Source organism: Lelliottia sp. JS-SCA-14, from assembly GCF_035593345.1.
GTDB classification, from domain to species: Bacteria; Pseudomonadota; Gammaproteobacteria; order Enterobacterales; family Enterobacteriaceae; genus Enterobacter; species Enterobacter wanjuensis.
Genome location: NZ_CP141606.1, coordinates 3,152,522 through 3,167,132, shown reverse-complemented (window position 1 = coordinate 3,167,132; position 14,611 = coordinate 3,152,522). Strand labels below are relative to the sequence as shown.

Sequence of the window (14,611 nt, the reverse complement as noted above, 5' to 3'; positions counted from 1 at the left end):
TTTCTAACTCCGTTAGACCGGGCGAACGCCCGCAGCAAGCAGCGCCTGCTCGAATTTATCCAGGAAGACTTTCAGCTCCTGATCGCTAATCAGCAGGGATGGCAGCAGACGCAGAACGACGCCGTTACGACCTCCGCGCTCCAGAATCAGGCCCGCTTCGAAGCATTTCTTCTGGATCAGGGCGGAGAGATCGCCATCGCCCGGGAAGCAGCCCATGTGATCTGGCGCTTCGTTCGGTTTCACGATTTCGATGCCGATCATCAGGCCCAGACCACGCACGTGGCCGATCACCGGATAACGCTGCTGCAACTCAGCCAACTGGCCTTTCAGCCATTCGCCCTGAGCGGCAACTTTGTCGGCGATGTTCTGATCTTTCAGAATTTTCAGCGTGGTCAGGCCGGTCGCCATCGCGAGCTGGTTGCCACGGAAGGTGCCGGTGTGATGACCCGGCGCCCAGGCATCGAACTGCTTTTTGATGCCGAGCACGGCCAGCGGCAGACCGCCACCGACAGCTTTGGACATGACGATGATGTCTGGCTCGATACCCGCGTGTTCGAAGGCGAACGGCTTGCCGGTACGGCAGAAGCCCGCCTGAACTTCGTCGAGGATCAGCAGAATGCCGTGTTCCTGAGTCACTTTACGGATGCGCTGCAGCCACTCAGCCGGAGCCGGGTTCACGCCGCCTTCGCCCTGAACCGCTTCCAGAATCACGGCTGCAGGTTTACGCACGCCGCTTTCGACGTCGTTGATCAGGTTGTCAAAGTAGTAGGTCAGCGCTTTCACGCCCGCGTCACCGCCGATACCCAGCGGGCAACGGTACTGGTGCGGGTAAGGCATGAACTGCACTTCTGGCATCATGTTATCGACCGCTTCTTTCGGTGACAGGTTACCTGTCACGGACAGCGCGCCGTGGGTCATCCCGTGATAACCGCCAGAGAAGCTGATGATGCTGCTGCGACCGGTGACCTTTTTCGCCAGCTTCAGCGCGGCTTCCACCGCATCTGCGCCGGACGGGCCGGTGAACTGCAGGCAATATTCTTTGCCCTGGCCTGGCAGCAGGGAGAGCAGGTATTCCGAGAACTCGTCTTTCAACGGAGTCGTCAGATCGAGCGTATGTAACGGCAAGCCGCTGGTAATGACATTTTGGATGCTTTTCAGCACATCAGGATGGTTATGGCCAAGCGCGAGGGTGCCCGCGCCTGCAAGACAGTCAAGGTATTCTTTATTATCTGCATCGGTAATCCACACGCCGTCTGCTTTAGTGATCGCTAAAGGCAGTTTGCGAGGATAACTCCTGACGTTTGATTCAAACTCGGCCTGACGGGCCAGATAGGTTTCGTTGCTTTTGTGGGCATCTGCGGTGTCAATACGGACTTTATCCGTCATCATATCACTCCTACAACCGGGGCAGTCTTATGCGCCTCGATTGAATAAATAGTTAGTTAAGGATGTAGCGAGTAAAAAACGCGGCCAATATAGAGCCTTTTGGCGCGTGGCTCAATGGTTAATTTGTTTACTGTTTTGTTACAAAAGAGGGGGGTGAAAAGTGGTCAATAACCCGATGTTTTCGATAGCAAAAATCTGCCGCTTCGTCGTACAAATCCCTCGCCGCGCAGGAGACAAAAAAGGCGGCACGTTAGCCGCCTTAACATTACTTCTGCGTAAACTGCAGTAAACCGTTATCGCGACCGTGGGTTTTATTCCATGACGCGTCGGTAATCCCGTTGTCATCAAGGGTGATGGAGAGAACGTATCCCGCCCCTTTGATTTCATAACTATTCGCATTAAAACGCTTCACCACGGCTTTCTTACCGTTGATTTTCGCGGTGAAAAAGCCGTTGCTGACCGTAGCGTTAATGCCGTTGGCGGTAAATGACGCCTCGCGCAGCGGGTCCTGCACTTTGGCGCTTTGCGCATGCTGCACGGCGTTAGCGGCATTCTCCAGCGCCTGTTTTTCAGCCACGGCGTTCATCGCCGTGGTGCGATTTTGTTCCGCCAGATAACAGGTATCCCGGCTCACGCCCTGCGCTTCACACTTCGCCATGCGTTCAGCAGGGGAGGAGCAGGCAGAAAGCGCGGAAACCGCCAGGGCAATCATCAGTAACTTCTTCATTTATTAACCTCAATCACAATGGACATAATTTAAAGCCAGGGACAGCTGACGACAGGAGAAATAATCGCTATACAGGGTGCCGAGCCAAAAACCGGTCAGCATCAGTAAAATATAAAGAACAGCAGAACAAACTATTATTTTTATCATGATGGCTATCATCAAAGGGTACAGGTGAATTATTCAATTACGATGAGCCGGTTTATCAGAAACCAATGCCGATTCCCGCGCCCATCGCAAAATCATTATTTGTGGAGTCGCTGACACCCGCTTTAATGACCGTCGATGTACCTGCATGGAAGGAGGCGCCCACGCTCAGCGCTTGTTCATCTTTAAAGGTTCCCGCGCCTGCGGAGAACATCACCGACTGGCCAGCTTCCACCTGTGGCATCGACGCAATCGCAATGGCTGACGCCGCGCCGCTGCGGGACTCTTTTTTATTGTCATCCATTTCGTCTTTCAGACTTTTAAATTGCGCATTGCTGCTGCTCTGCTGCTGGTTTAGGAACTGTTTTGCGTCCTGCAGATCTTTAGCAACATTCGCAGACTGTTTCGCCGTCTCAGCTATCGCTACGCTATTGCTTGCGACTTTCGCCTGTGTCGCCGTATCGACTTTAGTGACGGTGGTAGTTGCACCGGCTAAACCGCGATCACCTTTATCGCCTTTATCACCTTTAGCCCCATCTTTAGGTTTAGGCGCATTTTCTAACGCATTAATGCGCGTGGTGTTCCCACTAATCAACGTATCTTGATGAATGTTAACGTCAGTAAGACCGTGGTTTACCGTGTCTTGAGCGGTTTTGTTAGCAGCAATAGAATCTTTGTTAGTCTGGATATCTGAAGTATTTTGAACGACTTCACTTTGTACAATTACTACGCCGTTCTTAGTGCTGTTAAGATCTTGCTCAACAGCAACAATATGATTGTTGTTAGTTTTGATATCATCAGCGTTAGTTTTTACAGCTTGCTCAGTGTCCCACATGTCATTAGACAGTCCATCTACTCGCCCTGATTCGTTATTAAGGTGAGTTTCCAGATCCATACCTGTAGAAAGTTGCACATCAGAAGCATGAGTCGCGGCGTTTGCACAAGTAGAAGCAACTAAAGCACCAAATACAACTACCGCAATTGTAGAATTTCTAAAATTAACTAATTTCATTTTGCTATCCACCACAGATAAAGAAGAGAAAATGTACCAATGCGTAATTTTATACATTGATAATAGCGGTGAAATATCCCGGAATGTGATGGTGAAATTATTGATCTACATCATGCGAATGTTCTTATATGAACCTGTTTAAGGTGATAAAACAGGCGGTTTACACCCCTGTTTTATAATGATGATTAGGCAACTACAATATAGATACAATTTAATTTCGTTATATCAATGTATACTTACAGATGAAGGTGAGGTGGCGCTTTTTATAATGTTTAATAAGTTTGAGGGGAGGGCGGTAAAGCTCCTTGAATCGTTGCCTATAAGATTAATTTTCTCACTTGCCGTTTATAGTCCGTATCCGGGCTTACCAGGTGGCTACTTTTTCGTGTCAAGGTACAGCGTGAAGAAGCGATAAACGGTAGGGGGGGCTTACGCCAACAAGCAGCTTCCCCTAAGCTGGAAAAAGTAAGCTGTTTTGTACCAAATGACTCGGGGTGCCCTTCCACGTTAAGGCTGTGAAATACCCGTACCACCTTCTAAGGACGATCCTCTAGCCAGCAATACTGCCACTCGACGCCGTTACGTATCCAAACAAGCAAACAATCTAAGCGATAACAGCTGCAACACACATTTTTTACACTTCCTCATTGAAAAAGAGATTGAAATTCATATTTCGGCATTAATAAAATAACATCCTAGACACCTATTCATGTACCGGAGCGGCATTTAAACCCCTGCACAGGTTACGCTACTGTATCAAGTATCTCTGATAAGAAATCGGTGAAGTTAGAACAGGAATCAAAGACATTTTCTGTACCTATATTATCTGTAATTTCAAATGGATTTGTTATTGAAGCCCCATGATTTCTTATTTAGCATTCTGACTTTCTGGTGCTGGTTTCATCCATGCGTCATCATATTTGATATTCCCTCTAACATAATTCCATTCAATCCCACGGAATTTAAGCCCTACAACCTCGTGCATGTTAGGGTTAGAGCTACCCGGATAGTACACATGGGTAAAATCTACCGATGAGATAACGACACTTTCAAGCGTGATATTATAGATTTCTACCTCTATCCCTGCTTCTACAATTTCATAATACTTTATCACTGCTTTCTGCAATCGTTTTGATTCACAAACGGCAACAGCAAGGTAAGGACTTACTTTATCAAGTTGCTTATGTAATGTGATAGGGTCATGTATTCTACAGCCTGTCATGCTTCCTGTAACTCTATCTACAGGTTGGCGTACACCATAGCTACTATTCATTATCTCAATAGCACCTTCACGACCTAACGCCATACAATCCCCTGGAATTTTCATCCCATTTTCATCATATAAAAACAAATAAGCTGGTAATGACATATTTTAATTCCCGTCTTTATCAATAAAAAATGAATCTGAATAACTTTTACCATTAAGGCTATATGCAATATTGTACTGATAGCCATTATGTAACTTAACTTTAAAACAGGTGTCAGGGTATGATAAAGAAACTCTATCATCAGCTTTGATAACTGTATATTTCCTGTCAGGCCAATAGTAAACGCTATAACGATCAAGCACGTCTGTTTTATTTACAGTGAAACAAATCGTATCACCTTCTCTAAAAATGCTACGATGTTCAGCAATTGGCACACCTCCACCAGGGCAGCCTGAAAGAAGAAATATCACAGGTAGTATTAGTAATCCTTTCATCCAGGGAAACCCTTTAACACGGCTTTGTATCTTCTTATTAATTCATGAGTAGATAAGCTAGGATTGTAATCTTGGTATTCTGCTAAATAAGATGTATCTCTATTAAAGCCATATGTGACAAGTAGCCAATAATCACTAGCTATTGATGCTTGTTGTTCTAATCCATAATGGAGGAAATCAGCTTTATCTAAGGTATAACTGTAATCAGCGAAGCGAGAAAATAAGCCTCTTGTTCTAACAAACATACCTTTTTGTGCTTGCCATGCGTGAACCATTTCGTGCATGAATCTATGTTTCTTTTGTAGGTCTTGCTCTAATGAAAAATCAGGTGAATAGGTTCCTTCTCTAAACCATAGTTCGCCGTTAGGAGTCATAGCAACATCTACAGGTTGCATGTTGAAGGGGAGGTAGCTTTCACGATGTACCCAAATGCGGCTATAAATGAGGCTTCCACCGAAAAGCGTTTTAGCGAGAGCTATCTCACCTAACGTAAGTTGCCTGATTCCTCCAGCTACAATGGGGGTTCCTGATGTGGGTTTTATACTTTCATCAACTGGCATTCAATATCCCTCTGATCCTTGTAGGTATTGATCGTTAATCGTACTACCAAAAGGATCAAGTAAGGAAAAGGTTTTTCCGAGAAGGCTCCTAAAATTAAATGGATTTAAGTGAAATAACATCAAGATTTAGTGTTGCTAAATATCGCCAGCTAAGAAACGGATTCGTCGAAAGCTAGAGGCCACAATAGAGAGAAAAGCATAAGGGAACGATAAAGGAAGAGCATAATAGTTTACTTTTATTTTTCCTCTAATGTTGATTTTAGGTGTTTGGTTTTCTTTTATTGGTGTTGTTAGTCTTTTGGTTACCTCCTGCCTGGTGGTGAAGAAGCGATACCGGGTGTAGGATTAGCTTGTCAAATCCGTACTTTCCTATGCTCCTGATTCATTCATCGACTATTCGAGCGGGTGAACACATTGAGGTGATTGATTACGTGATTTGTCTATTTCCGGTGTGATAACAACTGTGATAAATCGAAAATTCTTGCTCCTGCGACTATGCCCCGGTTACACTAAATACCTACACATTTTCAATGTGTAAATGATTGTTTTATAAATGATTTGACTCGGGGTGCCCTTCTTCGTTGAAGGCTGAGAAATACCCGTACCACCTGATCTGGATAATGCCAGCGTAGGGAAGTCAGATGCCTTTCACGGCTATCGCTTCTTGACGCAAGGCAGGAGCGAAACCATGCAGCCTGACCTGCTCGATTTACACGTTTTACATCACTTCCGAACCCGTTCGCCACTCACCCACTGCATGACCAACGATGTGGTGCAAACCTTTACTGCTAACATTTTGCTCACCCTCGGCGCCTCCCCGGCGATGGTCATTGAAGCCGAAGAGGCGGAGCAGTTTGCGGCCATGGCGGATGCGCTGCTGATCAATGTCGGCACACTCACCTCGCCACGCGCGCAGTCGATGCGCCGGGCGATTGAAAGTGCGGTCGCCGCGGGAAAACCCTGGACGCTCGATCCTGTCGGCGTTGGCGCGCTCGCGTTTCGCACCCGTTTTTGTCAGCAAGTTCTGACGCTCAAACCCGCCGCCATCCGCGGAAATGCCTCGGAAATTCTCGCTCTTGCCGGGATGAGCGCGGGCGGTCGCGGGGTGGACACCACCGATACCGCTGCCAGGGCGCTACCCGCCGCACAGGCGCTGGCGCGCCAGACCAACGCTATTGTCGCCGTTACGGGCGAAGTGGATTACGTCACCGACGGTCAGCGAACGAAAACCATTGCTGGCGGCGACCCGATGATGACCCGCGTAGTCGGCACCGGCTGTGCGCTGTCGGCGGTGGTGGCGGCCAGCTGTTCGCTGCCGGGCGACAGGCTGGATAATGTTGCCGCCGCCTGCGGATGGATGAAGCGCGCAGGGAGCGTCGCGGCGTCGCAAAGCGCCGGGCCGGGCAGTTTTGCCTGCGCCTTTATCGACGCCCTCTGGAACCTGGAGGCGCAGGCATGAAACGTATTAACGCACTCACCATTGCAGGCACCGACCCAAGCGGCGGGGCGGGCATTCAGGCCGATCTTAAAACCTTCTCGGCGCTCGGGGCCTACGGCTGCTCGGTCATTACCGCGCTGGTGGCGCAAAACACCCGCGGCGTGCAGTCGGTCTATCGCATTGAGCCGGATTTTGTCGCCGCCCAGCTGGATTCCGTGTTCAGCGACGTGCGCATTGATACCACCAAAATCGGCATGCTGGCCGAGACGGATATTGTCGAAGCCGTCGCCGAACGCCTGACGCGTTATCAGGTGCAAAACGTGGTGCTCGACACGGTAATGCTGGCGAAAAGCGGCGATCCGCTACTTTCTGAGTCTGCCGTCGACACCCTGCGCAAAAAACTGCTGCCGCAAGTCTCGCTTATCACGCCGAATCTTCCGGAAGCCGCCGCGCTGCTGGATGCGCCGCACGCCCGCACGGAGCAGGAGATGAAAGAGCAGGGCCGCGCATTGCTGGCGCTCGGCTGTGAAGCGGTGCTGATGAAGGGCGGTCATCTGGATGACGCCGAAAGCCCGGACTGGCTCTTTACCCGCGACGGCGCGCAGCGATTCACCGCCCCGCGTGTGATCACTAAAAACACCCACGGCACCGGCTGTACGCTCTCGGCGGCGCTGGCCGCGCTGCGCCCGCGCCACGAAAACTGGGCCGATACGGTGCAGGAGGCCAAAGCCTGGCTCTCGCTGGCACTCGCCAAAGCCGATACTCTGGAGGTCGGTCACGGTATTGGCCCGGTTCACCATTTTCATGCGTGGTGGTAACGGGCTGAGCGAGTATACTGGCTAGAGATTTTCGGCCAGGAAAACAGAGATGGAACAAGCGCATACCCGGTTAATTGCTCAACTGAATGAACGGATCGCGGCGGGGGATAACACCCCGCTGTACCTCAGGTTTGCTGAGACGGTCAAAAACGCCGTGCGCAGCGGAATACTGGAGCATGGCAATATTTTGCCGGGCGAGCGCGATCTGAGCCAGTTGACCGGGGTGTCACGCATCACCGTGCGTAAGGCGATGCAGGCGCTGGAGGAAGAGGGCGTGGTGACGCGCGCGCGCGGTTACGGCACGCAAATCAACAACATCTTTGAATATTCGCTCAAGGAAGCGCGAGGATTTTCCCAGCAGGTGGTTTTGCGCGGCAAAAAGCCCAATACCCTGTGGGTGAATAAGCGGATTGTGCCATGCCCCGACGAGGTGGCGGCGGAGCTTGCCATCGCGCCGCAAAGCGATGTGTTTATGCTCAAGCGCATTCGCTACGTGGACGACGACGCCGTGTCGATTGAAGAGTCCTGGGTGCCGGTCGGACTGATTCAGGATCCCGACGCCATCGGCATCTCTCTGTATGACTATTTCCGCAGTCAGAACATTTTTCCGCAGCGCACCCGCTCGCGCGTCAGCGCCCGGATGCCGGACAGCGAATTCCAGTTACACATCAAAATGGACGAAAAAATACCGGTGCTGGTGATCAAGCAAGTTGCGCTTGACCAGCAACACCGGCCGATTGAGTACAGCATTAGCTACTGTCGCAGCGATTTATACGTTTTTGTGTGCGAGGAGTAATTCCTCGCGCGTCGGCGCACAGTCGCCGCCGCGATGGCTGACCACCCACGCCGCCACCGCATTGCCCAGCAATACCGCATCCGGCAGCGCCCATCCCGCCGCCAGCCCGGCCAGCGCGCCACCGGCGTGGCTGTCGCCCGCGCCAATGGTATCCACCACCGTGGCGGCAAATGCCGGAACATGCCCGGCGTTGTCGCCGTCGTAATACCAGGCTCCGTCTTTGTCGTGCCGCACAATCAGCGGGCTGGCGTAATGCGCTTGCCACGCCTTGCCGAGTGCTTCGACGTTAACGCCCAGACGCTCCGCCGCAATCACCGCTTCCTGACGATTGAGTGACACAATCGGTTTGCATCCCATGATCCGCGCCATCAGAGCTTCGGGGATATCCGCGATGCGCGGGCCGAAATCGATAAACGCCGTCACGTCATTCAGCCCTTCCAGCCAGCGTGTCAGCAGTTCACCGCAGGGAGAGGTCAATTGGTAGCCCGAGAGCGAGACCAGACTGTGCGCCGGTACCTCCAGCCCGTTCAGCCAGCTCTGCTGCCACTGATTTTCCACGCCGCTGAACGACATAAAGGTGCGTTCACCGTCCGGCTCGACCAGCGCCAGGCACCAGCCGTTATCGCCGCTTTCGGCTTCGACCGCGCTGTGCAGATCCTGTTTCGCCATCGCGTTGCGAATAATATCCGCCCACACGCCGTGGCCGACCGGCAGCGCGTTTTGCGCCGCGATGCCGAGGCGTTTCAGGGCGATGGCGATATTCAGCGCGCAGCCGCCGATGTTCACCCCCTGCTGTTTTAATTCGATGTCACACCCGCGCCACGGCAGGGCGTAGGCATCGGCGATCACGTCGATCACCGCCGCGCCCAGCACCGTCACCGGACGCCGGGCGGTCAGCGTCTCAAGTTTGCGAGAAAGGTCTGTACTCATGCGCCCTCTCTTTGTTCCCGATAGTTGAGCAGGTGGTCGCAGTAGTAGTTGAAATCGAGCTGATTCACTGCGTCCAGTTCCGCTTTCAGGGCCGGATCGATCGCCTGCACGCCGTGCAGCGCGCCGCAAATGGCGGTCGCCATCGCGCCGATGGTGTCCGTATCCCCGCCGAGGTTGGCGCATAAAATCGCGCAGCGGTTTGGGTCGGTCCCGGACAGTTCGACCATCGCAATCGCCGCCGGAACGGATTCAATGGTGCTGGTCCCCGCGCCGACGAGCTGGTAAATCTGCTCGCTGGCGGAATCAATGCCGTTGGCCTCGCGCACGGTTTTGAGCGCCAGCTCCAGACGCGCGGCGAGCGAGGCGCTGAAGGTAGTGGTTTTAGACTCCTGGGCATAACGCGCGATGCCGGGCAGGGCGTCGACGATGTTCTGCCAGCTTTCACCGTCGATGGCGCGGGAGATGGCCCAGGCGATCACCACCGCCCCGGCAATCGCCAGATCGGATTTGTGCGTCGGGCTGGAGGCGAGCGCCACCTGCTCGACAAAATGCTCAAGGCGGGTGGCCGGGAGCAGGCAGCCCAGCGGCGAGGCGCGCATCGCTGCTCCGTTGGTGACGCCGTTGTTTTCCAGCTCGCTCACCGGTTTCCCGGCGCGAATGGCGTTCAGGGCAATCTTCGACGTCGGGCCGAGCACGTTTTTGTTAAAGGCATCAAACTCTTCGGCCCACAGCAGGATATGCCTGCCGATGGCGTCGGGATCAATCTGCCCGTCGCACTCGATAATCGCATCCGCCAGGCTCAGGGCCATGGAGGTATCATCCGTAAACTCCGCGCGGCCAAAATAGCAGGCGGCGTTATTCTCTGCCGGACCCGGTAAAAAGCGGTCGATCCAGCCAAAGTGGGCTTTCACGCGGCTTCTGGGCCACAGCTCAGACGGCATGCCCATCGCATCCCCCAACGTCTGCCCGTACAGGGCGCCGAGAATACGTTCTGCTTTCATTTCACTTCCCCTCGTGTCAGCGCGGTATCGGCATCATCCACCTCAATGGCGGTGATCTCTTTATCCGATTCGCGGAAAAACAGCATAAACAGCACGGCGATGACGGCGATCATGATGCCGCCGAACGCCCACATTCCGGCCCAGTTGAAGGTCAACCCGTTCACAGGCTCTTTATAGGCAAACATTTTTTCCATCATCACGCCGCCCAGGCGGTAGCCCAGCAGACTGCCGAAGCCCTGGCAGCACAGCGTAATCAGCCCCTGCGCTGCGGTACGCATGTGCGCGGGCGCTTTTTTGTCCACGTAGATATAGGCAGTGACGTAGTAGAAGTCGTAGCTCACGCCGTGGAGCAAAATGCCGAGGAACAGCAGGGCGTAAGTGAAGTACTGGTCCGCGCCGCCGAAGACGAAGAAGCCGTAGCGGATGGCGGCGGTGATCAGGCCCAGCAGCAGGACCTTTTTAATACCAAAGCGCTTAGTGAAGAACGGCAGCGCCAGCATAAAGAAGATTTCAGAGAACTGGCCGAGGGTCATCCAGCCGGTGGCGTTTTTCATCCCGACTTCCGTCAGATAACCGTTGGCAAAGATGTAGTAGAACGCCAGCGGCATCGCGAACAGGAACGAGCAGAAGAAGAACACGAGGAAGTTTTTATCGCGCAGCAAAATCAGCGCATCCAGCCCCAGCATCACTTTGATATCCAGCTTGCCGGTACTCTTCGGCGGGGTGTTCGGCAGGAACAGAGCGAAGACGCCCAGCAGCAGGGAGCTGCCCGCTGTCATCAGCAGAGGAATATTGGTGTCAGAAATATCGCTGTAGCCGAGCATTTGCGGCAGGAATCCGCAGGCCAGGCCGGAGGCAATCCAGCCGATGGTGCCCATCACGCGGATGCGCGGGAAATCGGCCTCGACGTCGTCGACGTTAGCAAAAGCAATGCTGTTGGTCAGGGCAATCGTCGGCATATAGGTCAGGGAGTAGAGGAGTAGCAGCGGGAAGAAGGCGCTGAACTCGGTCTGCTGGGCGGCGAAGTACATCAGAATCGCTCCGGCAAACATCAGCACCGCCAGCACTTTTTGCGCGGCAAAGAAACGGTCTGTCAGGGAGCCGACGAGGATCGGCGAGAGGATCGCAGCGATAGCCGTACAGGCGTAAGACCAGCCAATTTCCCCGGCGGTAAAGCCGCTTTTACTCAGCCACAGCCACAGCGGCACGAACCACGCGCCCCAGATAAACCATTCAACAAACATCATGAATGACAGTTGGACTTTCGTTTTCATTGTTTAATCCTGCATGTCAGAGAGGGTACGCCTTTAACATACCACTCAATAATACCTTTCAAATACCTTTGTCGCGATTGTTTGATCGATGTAACAGTTTTGTTGTACACGAAACGAGCCAGCAGATTGTGCTGAAAAACCTGGCGCCGGCTGGAAATTAAGCTAAGTCGGGTCCAGGCTTAGTCTGCTCACAAATTTGTGGGTATGGATATCACGCTCCGACATGATGTCGGAACTTACGGGAGCATCGCTATGACTGATATTGCGCAGCTGCTTGGCAAAGACGCCGACAGCCTTTTACAGCATCGTTGTATGACTATTCCAGCCGATCAGCTCTACCTGCCGGGCCACGACTATGTTGATCGGGTGATGATGGATAACAATCGCCCGCCTGCGGTGCTGCGAAACATGCAGACGCTGTACAACACCGGACGCCTCGCCGGAACGGGCTATCTGTCCATTCTGCCCGTTGACCAGGGCGTCGAGCACTCCGCGGGGGCGTCATTTGCCGCCAACCCGCTCTACTTTGATCCGAAGAATATCGTGGAGCTGGCGATCGAAGCCGGCTGTAACTGCGTGGCGTCCACTTACGGCGTGCTGGCCTCGGTGTCGCGCCGCTACGCGCACCGCATTCCGTTCCTCGTCAAGCTGAACCACAACGAAACCCTGAGCTACCCGACCGAATACGATCAGACGCTGTACGCCAGCGTTGAGCAGGCGTTCAATCTGGGCGCGGTGGCGGTGGGGGCGACGATCTACTTCGGCTCCGAGCAGTCCCGTCGTCAGATTGAAGAGATTTCAGCGGCGTTCGAACGTGCGCACGAGCTGGGTATGGTGACGGTGCTGTGGGCCTATCTTCGCAACAACGCGTTCAAGAAAGATGGCGTGGATTACCACGTTTCGGCGGATCTCACCGGCCAGGCGAACCATCTGGCGGCGACCATCGGCGCGGATATCGTGAAGCAGAAAATGGCTGAGAATAACGGCGGCTACAAGGCGGTGAACTTCGGTTACACCGATGACCGCGTCTACAGCAAGCTGACCAGCGATAACCCGATCGACCTGGTGCGCTACCAGCTCGCCAACTGCTACATGGGCCGCGCGGGGCTGATTAACTCCGGCGGCGCGGCAGGCGGCGAAACGGATCTGACCGACGCGGTGCGTACGGCGGTGATCAACAAACGCGCAGGCGGCATGGGGCTGATCCTTGGTCGTAAGGCGTTTAAAAAATCGATGTCCGAGGGGGTTAAGCTGATTAACGCGGTGCAGAATGTGTATTTGGATACTAAGGTCACAATCGCGTAGTTTTTGCCTTTACCCCTCACCCTAACCCTCTCCCCATAGGGGAGAGGGGACCGCACGGAGCCGTCTTTTCCCCCTCGCCCCTTTGGGGAGAGGGCCGGGGTGAGGGGCCCAGATCGCACCGCACCTCACTTAAACCCGAAACCCTTTTTCATTTCATTCAAACACCCATCCCGATCGACTTCACACTTCCCCTCTCTTTTGTGAAAAGTGTCACTCCTCGCCGTGCATATGCCCAATAAATGACCGATGCTTAGCGGAATTTGTCTAAGGCAGCGGACGAATTTTGCGCTTAAAGTTACTTTCGAAACAGCTTTTCAAATTACGAAGTCGCTCTGAACCTCTGTTGTGTTAAGGACTGATAATGAAAATTGAATCTGTAAACGTCACCGTCTTCCAGTATCCGACGCGACGGGTCTCCGACAGCGCCGGGCATTCGCATCCTGGCCTCGAAAGCCTGGCCAAAATGGCGATGCTCTCGATCACGGCAGACGACGGCACCAAAGGGTATGCCTTTGCGCCGCCGGAAGTGGTGCGTCCCTTTGTGGTCAATACCTTCTTTCGCAAAGTGCTGGTCGGCCAGGATGCGTTCAACCGCGAAAAAATCTGGCAGGAGCTGGCGCACTGGCAGCGCGGCAGCGCGCACCAGCTGACGGAGCGCGCCCTCGGGTTCATCGAGCAGGCGCTGTGGGATCTGATTGGCCGAAAACTGAATATGCCGGTGTGGAAACTGCTCGGCGGTTATCGCGATAAAGTGCCGGCCTACGGCAGCACCATGTGCGGGGACGATCTGCCGGGTGGCCTGTCGACGCCGGACGAGTACGCGAGCTTTGCCGAAACCCTGGTGGCGCGCGGATACAAAGCGATAAAACTGCACACCTGGATGCCACCCGTCTCGTTTGCGCCAAACCCGAAAATGGACGTCAAAGCCTGCGCCGCCGTGCGGGAAGCGGTCGGGCCGGATATCGATCTGATGATCGACGGCTATCACTGGTACAGCCGTACCGAAGCGCTGTACATCGGCAAAGAGCTGGAAAAACTCAACTTCGCGTGGTTCGAAGAGCCAATGGAAGAGGAGAGCATGGCCTCCTACGCCTGGCTTGCGGAAAACCTGTCGATCCCGATTATCGGCCCGGAAAGTCTGGGCGGAAAACATCACAGCCGCGCCGACTGGGTAAAAGCCGGGGCGTGCGACATTCTGCGTGCAGGGGCTAACGGCGTAGGCGGGATTTCGCCGACGCTGAAAGTGGCGAACCTCGCGGAATCCTTCGGCATGGATTGCGAAGTGCACGGCAACGGCGCGGCGAGCCTCGCGGTGATCGGCGCGATTAAGAACTGCCGCTGGTATGAGCGCGGCCTGCTGCACCCGTTCCTCGATTACGACCAACCGGCGGCGTATCTCCACAGCCTGGTCGACCCGATGGATGAACACGGCATGGTCAGCCTGCCGAATCGCCCGGGGCTCGGCGAAGACATCAATTTTGCGTATATCGAAGCCAATACAGTCAGCCACGACTGACA

Annotated in this window: 14 protein-coding genes and 1 riboswitch; of the genes, 5 read left to right on the top strand and 9 right to left on the bottom strand. The window is 53.7% G+C overall.

Going from position 1 to position 14,611, the window contains the following annotated elements; genetic code table 11:
* Positions 1-12: 12 nt before the first annotated feature.
* The 6 genes from U9O48_RS14825 to U9O48_RS14800 all read right to left on the bottom strand — a co-directional run bounded on the left by U9O48_RS14825 (position 13) and on the right by U9O48_RS14800 (position 5,531).
* Entirely contained in the window at positions 13-1,389 is a 1,377-nt protein-coding gene (locus tag U9O48_RS14825; RefSeq protein WP_282495054.1) for a diaminobutyrate--2-oxoglutarate transaminase, read from the bottom strand.
* Between the two features lie 262 nt (positions 1,390-1,651).
* Entirely contained in the window at positions 1,652-2,113 is a 462-nt protein-coding gene (locus U9O48_RS14820) for a hypothetical protein (protein WP_285144070.1), read from the bottom strand.
* Between the two features lie 202 nt (positions 2,114-2,315).
* Positions 2,316-3,269: a YadA C-terminal domain-containing protein gene (locus tag U9O48_RS14815; protein WP_324722732.1), complete on the bottom strand. Its 954-nt coding sequence runs from the start codon at positions 3,267-3,269 to the stop codon at positions 2,316-2,318.
* Between the two features lie 868 nt (positions 3,270-4,137).
* Positions 4,138-4,638: an Hcp family type VI secretion system effector gene (locus tag U9O48_RS14810; protein ID WP_285149320.1), complete on the bottom strand. Its 501-nt coding sequence runs from the start codon at positions 4,636-4,638 to the stop codon at positions 4,138-4,140.
* Between the two features lie 3 nt (positions 4,639-4,641).
* A complete protein-coding gene (locus tag U9O48_RS14805) occupies positions 4,642-4,971 on the bottom strand; it encodes a putative T6SS immunity periplasmic lipoprotein (RefSeq protein ID WP_285149321.1) in 330 nt (109 codons plus the stop codon).
* Positions 4,968-5,531, bottom strand: a complete 564-nt coding sequence (locus U9O48_RS14800; RefSeq protein WP_285144075.1) for a type IV secretion protein Rhs — start codon at positions 5,529-5,531, stop codon at positions 4,968-4,970. The genes U9O48_RS14805 and U9O48_RS14800 overlap by 4 nt, the downstream gene beginning before the upstream one ends.
* A 554-nt stretch (positions 5,532-6,085) precedes the next feature.
* A riboswitch (TPP riboswitch) is annotated at positions 6,086-6,183 on the top strand.
* Positions 6,184-6,219: 36 nt separating this feature from the next.
* Here U9O48_RS14800 and thiM point away from each other — a divergent pair.
* From thiM to U9O48_RS14785, 3 genes are read left to right on the top strand one after another with little or no spacing between them, the layout of a single operon-like run.
* Entirely contained in the window at positions 6,220-6,990 is a 771-nt protein-coding gene (gene thiM, locus U9O48_RS14795; RefSeq protein WP_285149322.1) for a hydroxyethylthiazole kinase, read from the top strand.
* A complete protein-coding gene (gene thiD / locus U9O48_RS14790) occupies positions 6,987-7,787 on the top strand; it encodes a bifunctional hydroxymethylpyrimidine kinase/phosphomethylpyrimidine kinase (protein ID WP_285149323.1) in 801 nt (266 codons plus the stop codon). Before thiM ends, thiD begins: the two co-directional genes overlap by 4 nt.
* A 49-nt stretch (positions 7,788-7,836) precedes the next feature.
* Positions 7,837-8,583, top strand: coding sequence for a GntR family transcriptional regulator (locus tag U9O48_RS14785; RefSeq protein WP_285144078.1), 747 nt, complete (start codon positions 7,837-7,839; stop codon positions 8,581-8,583).
* On the opposite strand, the gene U9O48_RS14780 is transcribed toward U9O48_RS14785, so the two are convergent.
* From U9O48_RS14780 to U9O48_RS14770, 3 genes are read right to left on the bottom strand one after another with little or no spacing between them, the layout of a single operon-like run.
* Positions 8,557-9,513, bottom strand: coding sequence for a PfkB family carbohydrate kinase (locus U9O48_RS14780; protein WP_285149324.1), 957 nt, complete (start codon positions 9,511-9,513; stop codon positions 8,557-8,559). The genes U9O48_RS14785 and U9O48_RS14780 overlap by 27 nt on opposite strands.
* Positions 9,510-10,514 (bottom strand): ADP-ribosylglycohydrolase family protein, encoded by a 1,005-nt coding sequence (locus U9O48_RS14775; protein ID WP_285149325.1) that lies wholly within the window; start codon positions 10,512-10,514, stop codon positions 9,510-9,512. The genes U9O48_RS14780 and U9O48_RS14775 overlap by 4 nt, the downstream gene beginning before the upstream one ends.
* Positions 10,511-11,788, bottom strand: a complete 1,278-nt coding sequence (locus U9O48_RS14770) for a nucleoside permease (protein ID WP_282495045.1) — start codon at positions 11,786-11,788, stop codon at positions 10,511-10,513. Before U9O48_RS14770 ends, U9O48_RS14775 begins: the two co-directional genes overlap by 4 nt.
* 252 nt (positions 11,789-12,040) lie before the next feature.
* Here U9O48_RS14770 and fbaB point away from each other — a divergent pair, with 252 nt between their 5' ends.
* Both fbaB and U9O48_RS14760 read left to right on the top strand, forming a co-directional pair.
* Positions 12,041-13,093, top strand: coding sequence for a class I fructose-bisphosphate aldolase (gene fbaB, locus U9O48_RS14765; protein WP_285149326.1), 1,053 nt, complete (start codon positions 12,041-12,043; stop codon positions 13,091-13,093).
* Between the two features lie 361 nt (positions 13,094-13,454).
* Positions 13,455-14,609, top strand: coding sequence for a mandelate racemase family protein (locus U9O48_RS14760; protein ID WP_285149327.1), 1,155 nt, complete (start codon positions 13,455-13,457; stop codon positions 14,607-14,609).
* Positions 14,610-14,611: the final 2 nt, after the last annotated feature.

What these genes read in the sequence shown, in the direction of transcription:
- U9O48_RS14820 (WP_285144070.1), bottom strand. Translation starts at nt 2,113, where the DNA reads ATGAAGAAGTTACTGATGATTGCCCTGGCGGTTTCCGCGCTTTCTGCC.
- U9O48_RS14780 (WP_285149324.1), bottom strand. Translation starts at nt 9,513, where the DNA reads ATGAGTACAGACCTTTCTCGCAAACTTGAGACGCTGACCGCCCGGCGT.
- U9O48_RS14805 (WP_285149321.1), bottom strand. Translation starts at nt 4,971, where the DNA reads ATGAAAGGATTACTAATACTACCTGTGATATTTCTTCTTTCAGGCTGC.
- fbaB (WP_285149326.1), top strand. Translation starts at nt 12,041, where the DNA reads ATGACTGATATTGCGCAGCTGCTTGGCAAAGACGCCGACAGCCTTTTA.
- thiM (WP_285149322.1), top strand. Translation starts at nt 6,220, where the DNA reads ATGCAGCCTGACCTGCTCGATTTACACGTTTTACATCACTTCCGAACC.
- U9O48_RS14825 (WP_282495054.1), bottom strand. Translation starts at nt 1,389, where the DNA reads ATGATGACGGATAAAGTCCGTATTGACACCGCAGATGCCCACAAAAGC.
- U9O48_RS14760 (WP_285149327.1), top strand. Translation starts at nt 13,455, where the DNA reads ATGAAAATTGAATCTGTAAACGTCACCGTCTTCCAGTATCCGACGCGA.
- U9O48_RS14810 (WP_285149320.1), bottom strand. Translation starts at nt 4,638, where the DNA reads ATGTCATTACCAGCTTATTTGTTTTTATATGATGAAAATGGGATGAAA.
- thiD (WP_285149323.1), top strand. Translation starts at nt 6,987, where the DNA reads ATGAAACGTATTAACGCACTCACCATTGCAGGCACCGACCCAAGCGGC.
- U9O48_RS14785 (WP_285144078.1), top strand. Translation starts at nt 7,837, where the DNA reads ATGGAACAAGCGCATACCCGGTTAATTGCTCAACTGAATGAACGGATC.
- U9O48_RS14770 (WP_282495045.1), bottom strand. Translation starts at nt 11,788, where the DNA reads ATGAAAACGAAAGTCCAACTGTCATTCATGATGTTTGTTGAATGGTTT.
- U9O48_RS14815 (WP_324722732.1), bottom strand. Translation starts at nt 3,269, where the DNA reads ATGAAATTAGTTAATTTTAGAAATTCTACAATTGCGGTAGTTGTATTT.
- U9O48_RS14800 (WP_285144075.1), bottom strand. Translation starts at nt 5,531, where the DNA reads ATGCCAGTTGATGAAAGTATAAAACCCACATCAGGAACCCCCATTGTA.
- U9O48_RS14775 (WP_285149325.1), bottom strand. Translation starts at nt 10,514, where the DNA reads ATGAAAGCAGAACGTATTCTCGGCGCCCTGTACGGGCAGACGTTGGGG.